The sequence below is a fragment of the Paraburkholderia sediminicola genome (assembly GCF_046027825.1).
Classification (GTDB): domain Bacteria; phylum Pseudomonadota; class Gammaproteobacteria; order Burkholderiales; family Burkholderiaceae; genus Paraburkholderia; species Paraburkholderia sediminicola_D.
Window position 1 is genome coordinate 39545 of record NZ_JAQQDU010000058.1, and the last position, 17804, is coordinate 57348.

Here is a 17804-nt window from a genome sequence, read left to right on the forward strand (position 1 = left end):
CGTCATCAAGCCGCCACCCAATCCCCCGACTTCCCGCCGTGCTTCTCCAGCACCTTCACGTCGGTGATCGTCATCCCGCGATCCACCGCCTTGCACATGTCGTACACCGTCAGCAGCCCGACCTGCACGGCGGTTAGCGCTTCCATCTCCACGCCCGTGCGCCCCAGCGTTTCCACTTGCACCGTGCAATGCACGCCGGGCAAGGTTTCATCGAGCTCGAAGTCCACTTTCACACGCGTCAGCGCGAGCGGATGACATAGCGGGATCAGATCGGCGGTGCGTTTCGAACCTTGAATCGCGGCGATGCGCGCGATGCCGATCACGTCGCCCTTCTTGGCGTTGCCGTCGCGGATCAGCGCGAACGTCTCCGGCAGCATGCGAATCGAGCCGCGCGCGACGGCGATGCGCTTGGTCTCCTGCTTGCCGCCGACGTCCACCATATGGGCCTGGCCGGCGGCGTCGAAATGAGTAAGTTCGGGCATGGTTGGGCTCCTTCAGATGGCGCCTATCATAGCAGCGTGATTGGGCGGGGCGAGATGATTACAATTGCCTTGTGCCCGCTATCTTAGTCCGAGCGACGGGCGTTGTTTTCGACTTCGTCATACCGACCTCGCGATGCGTTCGAAACGAGTTCTTGCTGCGTTGCTGTCTGTCGCGCTCACGGTTCCGCCGGGCGCGTTCGCGCAATCGCGCGCCGCTTCGAGTGCGAGCCTCACGCTCAATATGGAGTCTGCGGAACCGCCCTTGGAAAGTGGCCCGGTCGACACCTACGCCGACCCCATCGTACCGCCCGACATCGCCAAAGGTGTATTCGGCGTCTATGGGGGCGCGCAGAGCCGCTTCTCCGGCAACACATCCCAATCCTCCAACGGGACTTCCTTCGGGGCGGGTGACTCCCTTCGGGGCACTGGCGCGACCACCAGTTGGCTCGCCCCGATCGTCACGCAGCAACTGCCCGACCTCGGCAACGGCGGCTCCGGCTCGCTGACGCCGCAAGCCGAGCGCAAGCTCGGCGAGCGCGTGATGCGTGAATTGCGCCGCGACCCCAACTATCTCGACGACTGGCTGGTGCGCGACTACCTGAACTCGGTCGCCACGAAACTCTCCGCGGCGGCGAGCGCGCTCTACATCGGCGGCTATCGTCCGGACTTCGATCTGTTCGCGGTCCGCGACACGCAGATCAACGCCTTCTCGCTGCCGGGCGGTTTCATCGGCGTGAACACCGGCTTGATCGTGACGACGCAAACCGAGTCCGAACTCGCCTCCGTGCTCGGCCACGAGATGGGGCACGTTTTGCAGCGGCACATTGCGCGGATGATCCCCGCCGGTGAGCACAGCAGCTATGCCGCGCTGGTCGCCCTGCTGTTCGGCATTGTGGCGGGCGTGCTCGCGCGCAGCGGCGACCTCGGCAGCGCGATTGCGATCGGCGGCCAGGCCTATGCGGTCGACAACCAGTTGCGTTTCTCGCGCTCCGCCGAGCATGAAGCGGACCGCGTCGGCTTTCTGCTGCTGGCCGGCGCCGGCTACGACCCTTATGCGATGACGACGTTCTTCGGTCGTCTCGATCGCGCGGCGATGAGCGACACGGGCATACCGGCCTACGCGCGCACCCATCCGCTGACTGGCGAACGGATCGCCGACATGGAAGATCGTGCGCGCCGCGCGCCATACCGGCAACCGCATCAGGCGCCCGAGTACGGTTTTGTGCGGGCGAGGGCTCGCTTGTTGCAGGACCGCTCGCGCAGTGAGTATGCGGATGAGATTTCGCGCCTGCGTTCTGAAATCGAGGACCGTACCGCGGTGAACGTCGCCGCGAACTGGTACGGGATAGCGTACGGGCAGATGCTGCTCGAACGTTACGATGACGCGGCGGCGTCGCTGGCCTCATCCCGTGCCGCGTTTGCTGCCAGCGAGCGCGGTGTCGGGGAGCCCATGCGCAGTTCGCCGAGCCTTGACGTGTTGGCCGCCGATATCGCGCGACGCGCCGGACGTGACGACGAGGCGGTTCGCCTGGCCGAATTTGCGCAGAAGCGCTGGCCACAGTCGAACGCTGCAATCGACATCCATATCCAAACGTTGCTGACCTTGAAGCGATTTACCGATGCACAGGCGTTGGCGTTGAAGGAAACGCGTGCACAACCCGATCAGCCTGCCTGGTGGATGTATCTCGCGCAGGCAAGCGCCGGCAGCGGAGATGCGTTGACGCAGCATCGCGCGTTGGCCGAAAAATTCGCGCTCGAGGGGGCCTGGCCGTCGGCTATCCGGCAACTGAAGGAAGCGCGGGGTCTGAAGGCGATCGGCTACTACGATCTCGCTACCGTCGATGCCCGGTTGCATGAGATGGAGAGCCGCTATAAAGAGGAACGGCTTGACGAGAAAAGTTAGTGCTTGCGGGTCTTCGCTATCTGACCAGAGCGTGGCCAGTGCAAAGGACCCAGGCAATCAGCACGCAAAAGATCTAGGCACTCGCCGCCGGACTCTCGACAAACCCGAATCGCGCGGCAACCTCGTCTCGCTGCACGCCCTGCAAGGGCAAAACAACCCCATTGTTCCAGCGAAACGCCCCGCTCATTGAGTCATCGCCCAACGCTGCGTGATCAGAAAAGACCTCAAGGTCATGATCGTGCAAAACCGCGACTCTCGGTGGCGCCGAGCGATCGACAAACAGAATCCCACCTTCATCGTCGACAAACACAGCGGAAGGTTCGAAAGCCCCGCCGGTCTGGTCAGTCAAGCAAAGCCCGCCAGCGGCGTCGGCTGACAACCTCACGACCCACGGCGTATAACCCAATTCGATATATACCCGCTGCGGCCCATTCTGGAAAAACCACTGCCCGCGTTCATCGGCGTCGTAATTCCGATTGATAAACCCGAGTAACGCCTCATGCCGAATCGGCGTACCGGGCGCACCGCTGGCCTGAGCGGCTTCATCCCGCATGCGCCAGTTGCCACGGCGGTCGAGCATCAACCATCCGGTGCAACTCGGCACGTTCGGCCATTTGGCCAGGGCCTGCTTGACGATGTCATCCATGATCGATGTACCGCTCCAGATAGCCGAGCACACGCCGCGAAAGCCAGTCGATGCGGCCCGGAAACGGCCCCGTCATAAAGCCGGCGTGGCCGCCGTCCTTGGGTTGATCGAGTTCTACCGACGCCGAGACCTCATGCCGCGCCGGTAACGCTTCGGCCGGCAAGAACGGGTCGTTGCGGGCGTTCAGCACCAGTGTCGGCACGGCAATCCCGGGCAACAAAGGCCGGGTGGTCGCGCTGCTCCAGTAATCGTCGGTATCGCGAAAGCCGTGCAGCGGCGCCGTCACCACGTTGTCGAAGTCGTACATGGTGCGGCTTGCCAGCATCGCATCGCGGTCGAATAGCCCGGGAAACTGCACCAGCTTCTGCTCGGCCTTCTGCTTCAGCGTTTTCAGGAAACTGCGCGTGTAGACCATGCCGAAGCCCTGTGACAACGCACGGCCGCCGGCATGCACGTCGATCGGCGTCGAAATTGCCGCGGCGGCCGAGATCACCGGCGACGCATCTTCGCGCCGCTCGCCGAGCCAGCGTAGCAGCACATTGCCGCCGAGCGACACGCCCGCCGCCACGATCGGCCCGCGATGCGCGGCGCGCAAACGCCGCAGAATCCAGTCCACTTCGTTGCTGTCGGCGAGGTGATAGAAACGCGGCAACCGATTCAGCGGTCCGCTGCAGCTTCGAAAGTGCGGCACCACGCCGTGCCAGCCGGACTCGCGCGCGGCCGCCATCAAGGTGGCGGCATAGTGCGACGTGGAACCGCCTTCGAGGCCGTGAAACAGCACGAACAGCGGAGCGTTGTCTGCGGGAATCCTGGAAGGCGTGGCAGAGGTGAGCGCAGAGGCAGGCTTGCCGTCATGCACCACCCAGTCGAGATCGATGAAATCGCCATCAGGCGTATCCCAGCGTTCGCGCCGGAACGTGATTGCCGGGCGGCGCGCAAACAGCGCCGGGACAATCGTCTGTACATGCCGGTTCGGCAACCAGAGCGGTGCGCGGTAGAGCAGGTCGACGGTGGCCTCGACAGCGTTCGCGGCGCGCGCTGCACCGGTAGATGCGGATTTATCGTTCGTCGTCCCCCAATCCTGCGGGGCGGGGGACTTCCTGCGGGGCGTGCTCATACCAGCGTCGAAGCAAAAAGGTAAAACCGGTGAAACGCCTGTCAGGCGTTAGTGCAGCGACCCCTGGCCATGCCGCATCTTCGTGGCGAACTGGCTGGCGGCCTCATTCGGCATCGGACTCGCGTGAATATGCGCAATCCGCCATTCGCCGCGCTCGTGAACCATGACGTAAGTGGTGAACACCATCGCGGGCGTCGCCTTCGGGTCGGCCGGGCGGTGTGCTTCAGCAATGGCGTAGACGACGGTGCCGAGGCTGTCGTAGACGCGAATATCGAGCGGTTCAATCGAAACGCGCGCGGCTTCGAGCTGGATTTGCAAGCCGGCGCGAATGCTGTCGAGGCCGTGCAGGTGGGAGCCGTCGGCGCAGATGCAGCTCACGAACTCCTCGTCGATCCACAGGCCCATCAAGCTGTCGATATTTACCTCGGCGACGGCCTGGTAATAGGCGTTCAGCGTATCGGCGGCGGCTTCGAAGATATGGGCAAAACGTGGCATGGCTCGTCAGTCTCTTGTGCGCGGCGCGCGGTTGCGGGGCAGCGGTCAGCGGGACAGTCCGGAGCACCGGACAATCGCACCCAAGCGCGAGAATGCCCGCGCCGCAAGGCGCAAACATGACGCGACGCGCTCAGGGGCGTGCGGTGTTGCGTGCAAGTATCAGTCGAATCAATCCGTTCAACGTTGCGCGAGCAACATGCCGCGCAAATCGCCGAATACCTGCTCGGCGCTCAACTGCTTCAGGCAGTTCAGATGCCCAAGCGGACACTCGCGCTGAAAACAGGGACTGCATTCGAGATGAAGCCATTGTACCTTCGCAAGCTCGGACAAGGGCGGCGTATGGCGCGGATCGGTCGAACCGTACACGGCCACCAGCGGCCGGCGCAGCGCGGCGGCCACGTGCATCAGGCCAGAATCGTTGGTGACGACTGCGTTGGCCCGCGAGATCAGCGCGCAAGCCTCGCCCAGCGCCGTCTGGCCGCACAGGTTGCGTACGTTCGGCGCCTTGTCGGCGATGGCCTGGGCAAGCGGCGCGTCTTTTGGCGAACCGAGCGCGACGATCTGCGTATACGGGAACGACTGGCCGACCATCTGCGCGAGCGCTGCGAAATGCTCAGGCGGCCAGCGTTTGGCCGGGCCGAACTCGGCGCCCGGGCAGAACACCAGCAGCGGCACGCGCGTATCCAGATTGAAGCGCGCGGATACGCGCGAGGCTTCGTTCAGGTCCGCGTCGAGCCGCGGCATTGGCAGGTCGTCGGGGACCTTGGCGCCGGGTGCGTAGGCGAGGGCGGCGTACTGGCCGACCATCGGCGGACGCTCGTCTTTGCGCGGATTCGCGTGACGCACGTTCAGCAAGCCGTAGCGGCTTTCACCGGTGTAGCCGATGCGCAGCGGAATGCCCGCCATCCACGGAATCAGCGCCGACTTGAGCGAATTCGGCAGGACATAGGCCGCGTCGTAGCCGACATCGCGCAAGTCGCTCGCGAGTTGCCAGCGGCGCAGCATCTGCAGCTTGCCGTGCGCGAGGTCGGTTGCGTAGACGTCGCGGATCTCGGGCATGCGTTCGAGCACGGGCGCGACCCACGAGGGCGCGACCGCGTCGATCACGATGCGCGGATGCAATTTCACGAGGCGCGCAAAAAGCGGCTGCGCCATCAATGCGTCACCGATCCAGTTCGGTGCGATAACCAACGCGCGACGCATCAGAGTGAGTGTCCGGTAGCGAAACGAAGCGCCGCGCGCGCCATGCGCGTGGCGTTCGATTGTGTCAAAGGGGAAAAGCCGCGAGCTTTGCGGTGCGGAACCGGCGTGGCCGGCCCCGCCGCGGCTGCGGCCTGGTTGCGAAGCGCTTGCGCGGCCACTGTCTGCTGCAAAAGCACAGCCGGCCCGTCACATGACGAACCGGGCAGCAGGCGCGCCGGCAAGGAGCGCCGCAAGCGATCAGCGATCAGCGCGCAAGGTTCAAGGTTAGTGACCCCTGACCACTTCGCCGTCGCGCAGCTTGTAGCGGGTGCTGCAATACGGGCATTTCGCTTCGCCGTGCGTGACGTCGATAAAGACGCGCGGATGTGCGCTCCAGCGCGGCATTGCCGGATTCGGGCAGTACGCCGGCAGATCCTTTGCCGACAGTTCGACCAGCGGCATTTCCTTGATTTCGCTCATGGGGACTTTCTCGTTGTATGCAGGGTGCGTGCGTTGCGCCGTCAACAGGCCGAGGGCCGGGGCCGGCGCAGCGCGCGTTAAATCTTGGTCAGCCAGTGCGCGTACTTGTCGCTCTTGCCGTTGACGATATCGAAGAAGCCCGATTGCAGCTTCTCGGTGATCGGGCCGCGTGCGCCCAAGCCGATTGTCCGGTTGTCGAGTTCGCGGATCGGCGTGACTTCTGCGGCGGTGCCGGTGAAGAACGCTTCGTCGCAGGTATAGACCTCATCGCGCGTGATGCGCTTTTCGATCACCTGGATGCCCGCGTCGCGCGCCAGCGTGATGACCGTGTCGCGCGTGATGCCGTCGAGGCACGACGACAGATCCGGCGTGTACAGCTTGCCGTTGTTCACGAGGAAGAAGTTTTCGCCCGAGCCTTCCGACACGTAGCCGTCCACATCCAGCAGCAGCGCTTCGTCGTAACCGTCGGCAATCGCTTCCTGGTTGGCGAGGATCGAGTTCACGTACCAGCCTGACGCCTTGGCGCGGACCATTGACACATTCACGTGATGGCGCGTGAACGACGACGTCTTCACGCGGATGCCCTTGGCAATGCCGTCTTCACCGAGGTAAGCGCCCCACGGCCAGGCGGCGATCGCCACGTGGATCGTGTTGCCCTTGGCCGACACGCCGAGCTTTTCCGAGCCGACCCAGATGATCGGGCGCAGATAGCAGGATTCCAGCTTGTTTTCGCGGACCACTTCGCACTGCGCGGCCGCGAGCGTTTCATGGTCGAACGGCACGTCCATCTGGAAGATTTTGGCCGAGTTCAGGAGGCGCTTGGTGTGCTCCTGGAGGCGGAAAATCGCCGTGCCGCCGTCTGCCGTCTGGTAGGCGCGTACGCCTTCGAAAACGCCCATGCCGTAATGCAGCGTGTGGGTGAGCACGTGGATCTTGGCGTCGCGCCAGTCGATGAGCTTGCCATCCATCCAGATCTTGCCGTCGCGGTCGGCCATTGACATACGATTCTCCAGCAGTGCGTTATGAGTGCGTGAGTGCCCTCAAACCTGTCGCTTCGCGTCAGGCTCCCCGTGAGGACAAGGAAACCCAGGGCGGCCCGGCGTTTTCTTGTGAGGTCTTGCGAAGACCGTCATTTTAGCGTCTTTTGCACAAGGAACGGGCATTTGGCCGCACGCCGGGCGCTATAATTCGGCGCACGCATAATTCAAATCCGGATGCGCCAGCGGGTGCTTGACGACCTGGCGCCGACCTCCCTTCGTTGCGCCGCCGCCTGGCGCTCGCGTTTCGCCTCATGCTCGCTCGCCTGTCAGATACCGATCGCCTTGCCTTCCGTGAGGGCGCGCGCGACTATTCGCCCACGCTGATGGCGATTTTCTCCTGGGGGCTCGTCACCGGCATTGCGATGAGCAAGTCCGTGCTCACGCTGCCCCAGGCGCTTACCATGTCGCTGCTGTGCTACGCCGGTTCGTCGCAACTGGCGGTGCTGCCGCTGCTCGCCGCGAAGCTGCCGATCTGGACCGTGCTGCTCACTGCCGCGATGGTCAATACGCGGTTCGTGATCTTCAGCGCCGGTCTCGCGCCGCATTTTTCCTATCTGCCGATGTGGCGGCGCATCGTGCTGGGCTACTTCAACGGCGATGTGATCTATCTCCTGTTCCAGAAAAAGAGCTTCCAGACCGGTTACGTGCCAGGCAAGGAGGCGTACTTCTGGGGCATGGCGATGTGTAGCTGGCTGTCGTGGCAGGTGTCGTCGATCGTCGGCATCCTGCTGGCGAGCCTGATTCCGGACAACTGGGGCCTCGCGCTCGCGGGCACCCTCGCGCTGCTGCCCATCATGGTGTCGGCGATCGCCACGCGTTCCACGCTGGTTGCGGTCAGCATCGCCGGCCTGGTGTCGCTGCTCGCTTTCGACCTGCCGTACCGGCTTGCGCTGCCGCTCGCGGTGATCGCGGCGATTGTCGCGGGCAGCGCCGCGGATCTGATGGTCGAGCGCGCCGACTTGCGCCGCATCCGTAACAGCGCCGGAGATTCCCAATGACATCCACGCAGATCTGGCTGGCCATTATCGGCATGACTTTCGTCACCGCGGTGACACGCGCCATGTTTCTAATCGGCGGCGAGCGCACGGTTTTGCCGGCGCGCGTGCAGCGGATGCTGCGTTACGCGCCGGCCGCGGCGCTCGCTGCCGTCGTGCTGCCCGATGTGCTGGCGACGCCGGACGGGCTCTCGTTCGCGCCGTCGAACCACGAGTTCTACGCGACGCTAGCCGGTCTTGCGTGGTTTTTGTGGCGGCGCACCATGCTCGGCACGATTGTGGTGGGAATGGTCGTGTTCACGCTCCTGCGCCTCTTCATGTGATTGATCGGGTTAAAAATGCTGCACTGCGACATGCGCAGCGCATTCTTCAAATACGGGACATTCGCCTGGTTGCGGGTCAGAAGGCAGTGTGGATCAGTTAAAATGGCCGTTTCCGGGATAAGCGCGCCGGTGCACGGCGCGACAGCCGCGGCCATACCGGCGGCGCCCGATTCAGTGGAGCCGCTGCCGTGCCGAAGCGCTGGAGTTTTCCGCGCTCGGACCCCAGCGCGTCGTCCGCCACCGCCTTCTTATCAACTCGCACACACACGCCCATGAACAAGGTATTGCGTCTCTCCGATCTGATCGCCGAAGGCAAGCTATCCGGCAAACGCGTGTTCATCCGCGCCGATCTGAACGTGCCGCAGGACGATCAAGGCAACATCACCGAAGACACCCGTATCCGCGCCTCCGTGCCGGCCATCAAGGCCGCGCTGGACGCAGGCGCCGCCGTGATGGTCACGTCGCACCTGGGCCGCCCGACCGAAGGCGAATTCAAGCCGGAAGACTCGCTTGCGCCGGTCGCGAAGCGCCTCGCCGAGCTGCTCGGCCGTGACGTGCCGCTGGTTGCGAACTGGGTCGAAAACGGCGTGAACGTCGCCCCGGGCCAGGTCGTGCTGCTGGAAAACTGCCGCGTCAACAAGGGCGAAAAGAAGGATTCCGACGAGCTCGCGCAGAAAATGGCGAAGCTCTGCGACATCTATGTGAACGATGCATTCGGTACCGCGCACCGCGCCGAAGCCACCACGCACGGCATCGCGAAGTACGCGCCGGTCGCGTGCGCCGGCCCGCTGCTCGCCGCTGAACTCGAAGCGCTCGGCAAGGCGCTGGGCGCGCCGAAGCGCCCGCTGGTGGCGATCGTCGCCGGTTCGAAGGTTTCCACCAAGCTGACCATTCTGAAGTCGCTCGCCGACAAGGTCGACCAGTTGATCGTGGGCGGTGGCATCGCCAATACGTTCATGCTGGCGGCCGGCCTGAAGATCGGCAAGTCGCTCGCCGAAGCCGATCTGGTCAACGAAGCCAAAGCCATCATCGACGCCGCGAAAGCCCGCGGCGCCTCGGTGCCGATCCCGACCGACGTGGTCACGGCGAAGGAGTTCTCGCCGATCGCCAAGGCTGAAGTGAAGGCCGTCGCGGATGTTCAAGACGACGACCTGATCCTCGACATCGGGCCGGAAACCGCCAAGGTGCTCGCCGCACAACTGGAAAAAGCCGGCACGATCGTGTGGAACGGCCCGGTCGGCGTGTTCGAATTCGATCAGTTCGGCAACGGCACCAAGACTCTGGCTGACGCGATCGCCAAGTCGCCGGCGTTCTCGATTGCAGGCGGCGGCGACACGCTCGCGGCCATCGCCAAATACGGCATCCACGACAAAGTCAGCTACATCTCGACGGGCGGCGGTGCCTTCCTCGAGTTCCTCGAGGGCAAGACACTGCCCGCTGTCGCAGTTCTGGAATCGCGGGCTTAACGTGGTGACGCGCTCCCCCTCGGCGAAGTCTGCAAAAGCTCGCGGCAACAAGTCGCGCAACACCGCAGCAGCAACGGCAGGGGAGCGCGAAGCGCGCTCCGCCGCCACGACGGCTGCGGCCGAATCTCTTGAATCTGTTGAGTCGGTTATTGCTCAGCAGGAAGAATCCGGGTCGCCCCTGGCGCTCGCGGAGTTGACCACTGTCAGCGAGGCAGCGGAATTGTCCACCGGACAAGCCGCTCACTCGCCGGCAGAACTCCCGGACGACGAGGTCGCACTCGCACCCCCACCGGCACCCCCCGTGCCGGTGTCGAACACCGCTTCACCCCATAAAGCGACGCTGGTTTCAACCGGCGCGCAGCCCCCCGTAGCACCCTTCGGTGCGCAGCCTCCGCATCCGACTCGCAGCGCTCATTCCAGCGATCCCATCCAGACGAGGAGACTCATGCATCGCGCTACCAAGATTGTCGCTACCATCGGACCGGCTTCCAGTACGCCGGAAATTCTGCTGCAAATGATTCGAGCAGGGTTGGACGTGGTGCGGCTCAATTTCTCGCACGGCACTGCCGACGACCACCGCCAGCGCGCCGAATTCGTGCGCGAGGCGGCCCGCCAGGCTGGCCGTGAAGTCGCCATCATGGCTGACCTGCAAGGCCCGAAGATCCGGGTCGGTAAATTCGAAAACGGCAAGATCATGCTGGTCGCCGGCGAGTCGTTCGTGCTCGACGCTGAATGCGAACTCGGCAACGAACAACGCGCCGGTCTCGACTACAAAGATCTGCCGCGTGACCTGAAACCGGGCGACGTGCTGTTGCTCAACGACGGCCTGATCGTGCTGGACGTCACACGCGTGATCGGCAGCGAGATCCACACCACCGTGAAGATTGGTGGCGAGCTGTCGAACAACAAGGGTATCAACCGCCAGGGCGGCGGCCTGTCGGCGCCGGCCTTGACCGCGAAAGACATGGAAGACATCCGCACGGCGATGTCGCTCGGCGTGGATTTCGTCGCGGTATCGTTCCCCAAGAACGCCACCGACATGGAAATGGCCCGCCAGCTCGCGAACATCGCGGGTGCGCCCTACGGCATCAAACCGAAGATGATCGCGAAGATCGAGCGTGCGGAAGCGATTCCGGCGCTGCAAGGCATCCTCGACGCATCGGACGGCATCATGGTCGCGCGTGGCGATCTGGCCGTGGAAGTGGGAAATGCCGCAGTTCCGGCGCTGCAAAAGCGCATGATTCGTATGGCACGCGAATCGAACAAGTTCGTGATCACCGCGACCCAGATGATGGAGTCGATGATCTACGCGCCGGTGCCGACCCGCGCCGAAGTGTCGGACGTCGCCAACGCAGTGCTGGACGGCACGGACGCGGTGATGCTGTCGGCCGAATCCGCAGCGGGTAAGTACCCGGTGCAGACAATCGAAACGATGGCGGCGATCTGCGTGGAAGCGGAGAAGTCGGAGCAGTCGGAGCTGGACAAGGATTTCCTCGACCGCACGTTCACGCGAATCGACCAGTCCATCGCCATGGGCGCGCTGTTCACGGCGTTCCACCTGGGTGCGAAGGCGATCGTTGCGTTGACCGAATCGGGCTCGACCGCACTGTGGATGTCGCGTCACTGGACGCACGTGCCGATTTTCGCGCTCACGCCGCGCGTCGGCAGCGAGCGGGCCATGGCGATCTACCGCAATGTCACATCGCTGCATCTGGACACCAGCAGCGACCGCGACACCGCTTTGCAGCAGGCGCTGGAAACCGTGGTCAGCAAGGGTTACGCGTCGCACGGCGACATGGTGGTGCTGACCGTCGGCGAGCCGATGGGCCAGGCAGGCGGCACGAACACGCTGAAAATCGTGCGCGTCGGCGAGCCGTATTGATTTAGCGGCAAGCGTGTTGCATGGGATCGGAGTAAGCGCTGAAGTGCATACTCCCGTCCCACAGAACACTGCTCGATCGGCACACTCTGCATGGGACCAGAGTAGGCGCTGAAGCGCTAACTCTGGTCGACACAGGCTTGATTGAGTGAAGCAGGCTGTCATGCCCCGCGAGAGGCGGCGCACAGACTCCAATCGCGCGAGCGGTAAAGGTCCGCAGGGGACGCGCTTTAGGGAATGTGTGAAAGGGTATGCAGCTTGCTTCGCGATAAAATCGCCAAAAAAGATGCCGACGGCACAGAATTCGTTTCAATCTAAGGAGTTAAGCATGCCTCTCGTATCAATGCGTCAACTGCTGGACCATGCCGCCGAAAACGGCTACGGCATTCCGGCATTCAACGTGAACAACCTGGAGCAGGTGCAGGCGATCATGGCCGCGGCCGACAAGGTCAACGCACCGGTCATCATGCAGGCATCAGCTGGCGCGCGTAAGTACGCGGGCGAGCCGTTCCTGCGTCACCTGATCGAAGCAGCGGTGGAATCGTATCCGCACATCCCGGTCGTGATGCACCAGGACCACGGCCAGTCGCCGGCGGTCTGTATGGCGGCGATCCGCAGCGGTTTCACCAGCGTGATGATGGACGGTTCGCTCGAAGCTGACGGCAAAACGGTCGCATCGTACGAGTACAACGTCGAAGTCTCGCGCAAAGTGGTTGAAGCGGCGCACTCGATCGGTATCACGGTGGAAGCGGAACTGGGCGTGCTCGGTTCGCTGGAAACCATGAAAGGCGATAAGGAAGACGGCCACGGCGCGGAAGGCACGATGACCCGCGAGCAACTGCTGACCGACCCGGAGCAGGCTGCCGACTTCGTCAAGCGCACGCAATGCGACGCGCTGGCGATCGCGATCGGTACGTCGCACGGCGCGTACAAGTTCAGCAAGAAGCCCACGGGCGACATTCTGTCGATCCAGCGCATCAAGGAAATTCACCAGCGCATTCCGAATACGCACCTGGTCATGCACGGTTCATCGTCGGTGCCGCAGGAGCTGCTCGCGGAAATCCGCGAATTCGGCGGCGACATGAAGGAAACCTACGGTGTGCCGGTCGAAGAAATACAGGAAGGCATCCGGAACGGCGTGCGCAAGGTCAATATCGACACCGACCTGCGTCTGGCGATCACCGGCGCGATCCGCCGCTACATGGCGACCAATCCGGGCAAGTTCGATCCGCGCGACTACCTGAAGCCGGCGCGCGAAGCGGCGATGAAGATCTGCCTCGAGCGCTTCACGCAATTCGGCTGCGAAGGTCAGGCGGGTAAGATCAAGCCGATTTCGCTTGATAAAATCGCGGAGAAGTACAAATCGGGCGACCTCGCGCAAGTCGTCCGCTAAGCTATAAGCACGCTCAACACCTGGCCGAAAGGCCAGGTTGTCGTTCGATCGCCGTTCCCGCATCATCCGGGGAACGGCGTTTCCCTTTTGTTCCGGTCATACTTTTTGCCCCACTTTTAGCGAACCACGACGATGTCTACCCTTTACGAATCCACGCTCCGCTCGCTGCCGCTGCTCGGCCGCGGTAAAGTCCGCGACAACTATGCGGTGGGCAACGACCAGTTGCTGATTGTCACGACCGACCGTCTGTCGGCGTTCGACGTCATCATGGGCGAGCCGATTCCGAATAAGGGCCGCGTGCTCAACGAAATGGCGAACTTCTGGTTCGAGAAACTCAAGCATGTGGTGCCGAATCACCTGACGGGCGTGGCGCCCGAATCCGTGGTGGCGGCGGACGAAGTCGAGCAGGTCAAGGGCCGGGCAGTCGTGGTGAAGCGCCTCGAGCCGATCCTCGTCGAAGCCGTGGTGCGCGGCTATCTGGCCGGCAGCGGCTGGAAAGACTACCAGGCAACCGGTTCGGTCTGCGGCGTGGAACTGCCGCCAGGCCTGCAAAATGCGCAGAAGCTGCCTGAGCCGATTTTCACGCCGGCAGCCAAGGCCGAAATGGGCCACCACGACGAAAACATCACGTACAACGAGATGGAACGCCGCATCGGCACCGAACTGTCGGCCACGATCCGCGACATCTCGATCAAGCTGTACAAGGAAGCCGCTGACTACGCCGCCACGCGCGGCATCATCATCGCGGATACGAAGTTCGAATTCGGTCTGGACAACCACGGCCAGCTGTATCTGATGGACGAGGCGCTGACCGCCGATTCGTCGCGTTTCTGGCCGGCTGACCAGTATCAGGTCGGCACCAACCCGCCGTCGTTCGACAAGCAGTTCGTGCGCGACTGGCTCGAAACCCAGCCGTGGAAGAAAGAGCCGCCCGCACCGAAGCTGCCGGACGACGTGGTCACCAGGACGGGCGAGAAGTACCAGGAAGCGCTCGAACGCCTGACCGGACACAAGCTCGCTTAATTTACGCGCGCCTGGTTAGATTCGCGCAGCGTGAGAAGACGCCGGGCCGCCTCCAAGTATTCTCACCCCCCTCGGGGGGCTGGCGCGAAGCGGCAGGTAGGGGGCGTTTTGAACAAGACGCCGGGCCGCCCCCAAGTATTCTCACCCCCTCGGGGGGCTGGCGCGAAGCGACAGGTAGGGGGCGTTTTGAACAGAACGCCGGGCCGCCCCAAGTTGTCTGGCCCGGAGGAAGCTCCCTCGGAGGCCTGCCGCGAAGCGACAGATCCGGGGGCGCTCTCAAGAAACAAGGAAGCCGTAAGATGAGTGAAGTCCAGACTGCCCATACGCACGCCGCGCCGGTTATCGGTGTGCTGATGGGGTCCAGTTCCGACTGGGAAGTGATGAAGAACGCCGTTGCGATTCTGCAAGAGTTCGGCGTGCCGTACGAAGCCAAGGTCGTGTCGGCGCACCGCATGCCCGACGAGATGTTTGCGTATGCCGAAAGCGCGCGTGAGCGCGGTATTCGAGCGATCATCGCGGGTGCGGGCGGCGCGGCGCATCTGCCGGGCATGCTGGCCGCCAAGACCACGGTGCCGGTGCTCGGCGTGCCGGTCGCGAGCAAGTATCTGAAGGGCGTCGATTCGTTGCATTCGATCGTGCAGATGCCCAAGGGCGTGCCGGTCGCCACGTTTGCAATCGGCGAAGCGGGCGCGGCGAATGCGGCGCTGTTCGCGGTGTCGATTCTGAGCGGCACGAGCCCCGAGTATGCGGAAAAGCTGGCTTCGTTCCGCGTGCGCCAGAACGAAGCGGCCCACGCAATGGTTCTGCCGGCGCTGTAAGCGCTGTGGCTGATTGCTTTTAGACGTCCCCTCATGTCTGACCCCCGGCCAGATGCCGCTATTGCACGTTTTGCATGCGCATCCGGCCGTGACCGACCACTAAGATGAACCCTGACAACACACCGGTTTCACCGATTCTGCCCGGCGCATGGCTTGGCATGGTCGGTGGCGGCCAGCTCGGCCGCATGTTCTGTTTCGCTGCTCAAGCGATGGGCTATCGCGTCGCCGTGCTCGATCCGGACGAAAACAGTCCCGCGGGCGCGGTTGCCGACCGCCATATCCGTGCGGCTTACGACGACGAAGCGTCGCTCACCGAACTCGCGCGGCTGTGCGCGGCGGTGTCGACCGAATTCGAGAACGTGCCGGCCGCGAGCCTCGATTTCCTCGCGAAAACCACTTTCGTGAGCCCGGCCGGCCGTTGTGTCGCCGTGGCGCAGGACCGGATCGCCGAGAAGCGCTTTATCGCGTCGTCAGGCGTGACGGTGGCGCCGCACGTGGTGATCGAGTCCTCGGACGCGCTGGCCGCGCTCGACGATGCGAAGCTCGAAGCCGTGCTGCCCGGTATTCTCAAGACCGCGCGCATGGGTTATGACGGCAAAGGTCAGATTCGCGTGCGCAACGCGGAGGAAGTGCGCGAGGCGCATGCATCGCTGGCGGGCGTGCCATGCGTGCTGGAAAAGCGCTTGCCGCTGAAGTTCGAAGTGTCCGCACTGATCGCGCGCGCGGCGAGCGGCGCGTCGGTGGTGTACCCGCTGGCGCAGAACACGCATCGCGACGGCGTGCTGTCGCACACCATCGTCCCCGCGCCGGATGCAAGCCCGAGTCTGGTCCAGCAAGCGCAGCAGGCCGCGCTGCAGATCGCGGACAAGCTCGGCTATGTCGGCGTGCTGTGCGTTGAGTTCTTCATTCTTGAAGACGGTTCGCTCGTCGCGAACGAAATGGCGCCGCGTCCGCACAACTCCGGCCATTACACCGTCGACGCCTGCGCGACCAGTCAGTTCGAACAGCAGGTTCGCGCGATGACCAGTATGCCGCTTGGCGACACGCGCCAGCATTCGCCGGCGGTGATGCTGAACATCCTCGGCGACGTCTGGTTCCCGGGTGGCCCGAAGGGTGCGGCGGTTACGCCGCCGTGGCATGAAGTCGCCGCCATGCCGGCGGCGCGCTTGCATCTGTACGGCAAGGAAGAAGCACGGTGCGGCCGCAAGATGGGTCACGTGAACTTCACCGCCGCGACACTCGAAGAAGCCCGCACGGCGGCGCGCGATTGCGCGCGGCTCCTGCATATCATCACGAGCTGACGCGAGCGCCATGCCGGATCAACAGAAACCCGCCGAGGGCGCCGCGAGCGCCTTGCCTGTGAGCGCTGCGCAGATCGAGCACGCGGCTGCGCTGCTCGATGCGGGCGGTCTGGTCGCATTCCCCACGGAGACGGTCTACGGACTCGGTGGCGACGCTGAGAGTCCGGACGCGGTCGCGCGTATTTACGCCGCGAAGGGCAGGCCGGCGAACCATCCGGTGATCGTGCATCTGGCGCCGCAGGGCGACCCGAACTACTGGGTCGAGCATTTGCCCGCCGAGGCGCAGCGTCTGATCGATGCGTTCTGGCCGGGCCCGCTCACGTTGATCCTGAAGCGTGCGGCGCGAATTGATGCGGCGGTTAGCGGTGGACAGGATTCGGTGGGGTTGCGTTGCCCGTCCCATCCGGTTGCCCAGGCGTTGCTGGAAGCGTTCAGCGCGTTGCGCGGCGGACATGGTGGCGTGGCTGCGCCGTCGGCGAATCGTTTTGGTCATGTGAGCCCGACTACGGCGCAGCATGTGCGCGACGAGTTCGGCAGCGCGATTCATGTGCTGGACGGCGGTGCATCGGATGTCGGGATCGAGTCGACGATTCTGGATTTGTCACGGGGGTTTCCGGCGCTGTTGAGGCCGGGGCGCGTCACGCCGCAGGATATCGCCGATGTCCTCGGTGAGGCACCGAGGTTGCCAGATGGGTCGGATGCGACGGCGCCGCGGGCTTCAGGTACGCTGAAGGCGCACTATGCGCCGCGTACGCCGCTGGCGTTGTTGCCGTTTGGCGCGCTCGAGCCTTTGCTTGCCGCACGTGAAGCGGGCGAGCGTGTCGCCCTGGTCGCGCGGGCATCGCGTGCCAGGCATTGGGCGGATGTGGAGGGGGTGCATTTCATTGCGGCTCCTGAAGATCCGCATGTGTATGCGCGTGAGTTATATGGGTTGCTAAGGGCGCTGGATCGCGCGGATGTGAGCCGGATTCTCATCGAGAAGTTGCCGGATACGATTGAGTGGATTGCTGTTAATGACCGGTTAGGGCGGGCTGCGGCTGCTTTTGAAGCGCAAGGTTAATCACGGTTTTTGCCTGTGCGGCGCTTGTTTCTGTTTGCCGTTGGCGTTGGGCTTTGCTTGATCTGGTTGCCTGCGCGGCGCTCGTTTCTGTGTGCCTGTGGCGTTGGCCTTTCCTTGATTTGTTATTGGTTTATTAGCGTCGCCCCTGTGCGGGGCGGGCACTTACTTCTCTTTGCCGGCGGTGTATAGACCGGAGACATA

At 63.7% G+C, this 17804-nt stretch carries 17 protein-coding genes; 10 read left to right on the top strand and 7 right to left on the bottom strand.

Annotation, left to right across the window (positions count from 1 at the left end):
• Positions 1-5: 5 nt before the first annotated feature.
• Positions 6-482, bottom strand: a complete 477-nt coding sequence (gene moaC / locus PQQ96_RS27310) for a cyclic pyranopterin monophosphate synthase MoaC (RefSeq protein WP_408298435.1) — start codon at positions 480-482, stop codon at positions 6-8.
• A 133-nt stretch (positions 483-615) separates the two neighbouring features.
• On the opposite strand from moaC, the gene PQQ96_RS27315 reads away from it, so the two are divergent.
• Positions 616-2385, top strand: coding sequence for a M48 family metalloprotease (locus PQQ96_RS27315; protein WP_408298437.1), 1770 nt, complete (start codon positions 616-618; stop codon positions 2383-2385).
• 73 nt (positions 2386-2458) lie between these two features.
• Here PQQ96_RS27315 and PQQ96_RS27320 read toward each other — a convergent pair whose 3' ends face one another.
• The 6 genes from PQQ96_RS27320 to PQQ96_RS27345 form a co-directional block, all read right to left on the bottom strand.
• On the bottom strand, positions 2459-3031 hold the full coding sequence (locus PQQ96_RS27320; protein WP_408298438.1) for a DUF2946 family protein: 573 nt from the start codon (positions 3029-3031) through the stop codon (positions 2459-2461).
• Positions 3024-4148 (bottom strand): YheT family hydrolase, encoded by a 1125-nt coding sequence (locus tag PQQ96_RS27325; RefSeq protein ID WP_408298440.1) that lies wholly within the window; start codon positions 4146-4148, stop codon positions 3024-3026. Before PQQ96_RS27325 ends, PQQ96_RS27320 begins: the two co-directional genes overlap by 8 nt.
• A gap of 48 nt (positions 4149-4196) precedes the next feature.
• Complete coding sequence (locus PQQ96_RS27330) at positions 4197-4643, bottom strand: nuclear transport factor 2 family protein (protein ID WP_408298442.1); 447 nt, start codon at positions 4641-4643, stop codon at positions 4197-4199.
• Positions 4644-4820: 177 nt separating this feature from the next.
• A complete protein-coding gene (waaF, locus tag PQQ96_RS27335; protein ID WP_408298444.1) occupies positions 4821-5846 on the bottom strand; it encodes a lipopolysaccharide heptosyltransferase II in 1026 nt (341 codons plus the stop codon).
• A gap of 264 nt (positions 5847-6110) precedes the next feature.
• A complete protein-coding gene (locus PQQ96_RS27340) occupies positions 6111-6305 on the bottom strand; it encodes a zinc-finger domain-containing protein (protein WP_042321180.1) in 195 nt (64 codons plus the stop codon).
• Between the two features lie 77 nt (positions 6306-6382).
• Complete coding sequence (locus PQQ96_RS27345) at positions 6383-7306, bottom strand: branched-chain amino acid transaminase (protein WP_408298446.1); 924 nt, start codon at positions 7304-7306, stop codon at positions 6383-6385.
• 290 nt (positions 7307-7596) lie between these two features.
• On the opposite strand from PQQ96_RS27345, the gene PQQ96_RS27350 reads away from it, so the two are divergent.
• From PQQ96_RS27350 to PQQ96_RS27390, 9 genes are all read left to right on the top strand, one after another.
• Positions 7597-8343, top strand: a complete 747-nt coding sequence (locus PQQ96_RS27350; protein ID WP_408298448.1) for an AzlC family ABC transporter permease — start codon at positions 7597-7599, stop codon at positions 8341-8343.
• Positions 8340-8663, top strand: a complete 324-nt coding sequence (locus PQQ96_RS27355; RefSeq protein ID WP_074282298.1) for an AzlD domain-containing protein — start codon at positions 8340-8342, stop codon at positions 8661-8663. The genes PQQ96_RS27350 and PQQ96_RS27355 overlap by 4 nt, the downstream gene beginning before the upstream one ends.
• A 272-nt stretch (positions 8664-8935) precedes the next feature.
• Positions 8936-10129, top strand: a complete 1194-nt coding sequence (locus PQQ96_RS27360; RefSeq protein WP_408298451.1) for a phosphoglycerate kinase — start codon at positions 8936-8938, stop codon at positions 10127-10129.
• Positions 10130-10574: 445 nt separating this feature from the next.
• Positions 10575-12011 (top strand): pyruvate kinase, encoded by a 1437-nt coding sequence (pyk, locus tag PQQ96_RS27365; protein ID WP_074282300.1) that lies wholly within the window; start codon positions 10575-10577, stop codon positions 12009-12011.
• Between the two features lie 325 nt (positions 12012-12336).
• A complete protein-coding gene (fba, locus tag PQQ96_RS27370) occupies positions 12337-13401 on the top strand; it encodes a class II fructose-bisphosphate aldolase (protein ID WP_408298453.1) in 1065 nt (354 codons plus the stop codon).
• A 132-nt stretch (positions 13402-13533) separates the two neighbouring features.
• Positions 13534-14424 carry a phosphoribosylaminoimidazolesuccinocarboxamide synthase gene (locus tag PQQ96_RS27375; RefSeq protein WP_408298455.1) on the top strand — a complete coding sequence of 297 codons (891 nt, stop codon included), beginning with the start codon at positions 13534-13536 and terminating at the stop codon, positions 14422-14424.
• Between the two features lie 299 nt (positions 14425-14723).
• On the top strand, positions 14724-15242 hold the full coding sequence (gene purE / locus PQQ96_RS27380) for a 5-(carboxyamino)imidazole ribonucleotide mutase (RefSeq protein ID WP_408298457.1): 519 nt from the start codon (positions 14724-14726) through the stop codon (positions 15240-15242).
• A gap of 104 nt (positions 15243-15346) precedes the next feature.
• A complete protein-coding gene (locus PQQ96_RS27385; RefSeq protein WP_408298459.1) occupies positions 15347-16543 on the top strand; it encodes a 5-(carboxyamino)imidazole ribonucleotide synthase in 1197 nt (398 codons plus the stop codon).
• Between the two features lie 10 nt (positions 16544-16553).
• Positions 16554-17603: an L-threonylcarbamoyladenylate synthase gene (locus PQQ96_RS27390; RefSeq protein WP_408298460.1), complete on the top strand. Its 1050-nt coding sequence runs from the start codon at positions 16554-16556 to the stop codon at positions 17601-17603.
• Positions 17604-17804: the final 201 nt, after the last annotated feature.

Excerpts from the sequence above, each read along its gene's own strand:
- PQQ96_RS27340 (WP_042321180.1), bottom strand. The coding sequence starts at position 6,305 with ATGAGCGAAATCAAGGAAATGCCGCTGGTCGAACTGTCGGCAAAGGAT.
- PQQ96_RS27360 (WP_408298451.1), top strand. The coding sequence starts at position 8,936 with ATGAACAAGGTATTGCGTCTCTCCGATCTGATCGCCGAAGGCAAGCTA.
- PQQ96_RS27375 (WP_408298455.1), top strand. The coding sequence starts at position 13,534 with ATGTCTACCCTTTACGAATCCACGCTCCGCTCGCTGCCGCTGCTCGGC.
- PQQ96_RS27320 (WP_408298438.1), bottom strand. The coding sequence starts at position 3,031 with ATGGATGACATCGTCAAGCAGGCCCTGGCCAAATGGCCGAACGTGCCG.
- PQQ96_RS27325 (WP_408298440.1), bottom strand. The coding sequence starts at position 4,148 with ATGAGCACGCCCCGCAGGAAGTCCCCCGCCCCGCAGGATTGGGGGACG.
- PQQ96_RS27350 (WP_408298448.1), top strand. The coding sequence starts at position 7,597 with ATGCTCGCTCGCCTGTCAGATACCGATCGCCTTGCCTTCCGTGAGGGC.
- moaC (WP_408298435.1), bottom strand. The coding sequence starts at position 482 with ATGCCCGAACTTACTCATTTCGACGCCGCCGGCCAGGCCCATATGGTG.
- PQQ96_RS27385 (WP_408298459.1), top strand. The coding sequence starts at position 15,347 with ATGAACCCTGACAACACACCGGTTTCACCGATTCTGCCCGGCGCATGG.
- fba (WP_408298453.1), top strand. The coding sequence starts at position 12,337 with ATGCCTCTCGTATCAATGCGTCAACTGCTGGACCATGCCGCCGAAAAC.
- PQQ96_RS27330 (WP_408298442.1), bottom strand. The coding sequence starts at position 4,643 with ATGCCACGTTTTGCCCATATCTTCGAAGCCGCCGCCGATACGCTGAAC.
- PQQ96_RS27315 (WP_408298437.1), top strand. The coding sequence starts at position 616 with ATGCGTTCGAAACGAGTTCTTGCTGCGTTGCTGTCTGTCGCGCTCACG.
- PQQ96_RS27390 (WP_408298460.1), top strand. The coding sequence starts at position 16,554 with ATGCCGGATCAACAGAAACCCGCCGAGGGCGCCGCGAGCGCCTTGCCT.
- PQQ96_RS27355 (WP_074282298.1), top strand. The coding sequence starts at position 8,340 with ATGACATCCACGCAGATCTGGCTGGCCATTATCGGCATGACTTTCGTC.
- pyk (WP_074282300.1), top strand. The coding sequence starts at position 10,575 with ATGCATCGCGCTACCAAGATTGTCGCTACCATCGGACCGGCTTCCAGT.
- PQQ96_RS27345 (WP_408298446.1), bottom strand. The coding sequence starts at position 7,306 with ATGTCAATGGCCGACCGCGACGGCAAGATCTGGATGGATGGCAAGCTC.
- purE (WP_408298457.1), top strand. The coding sequence starts at position 14,724 with ATGAGTGAAGTCCAGACTGCCCATACGCACGCCGCGCCGGTTATCGGT.
- waaF (WP_408298444.1), bottom strand. The coding sequence starts at position 5,846 with ATGCGTCGCGCGTTGGTTATCGCACCGAACTGGATCGGTGACGCATTG.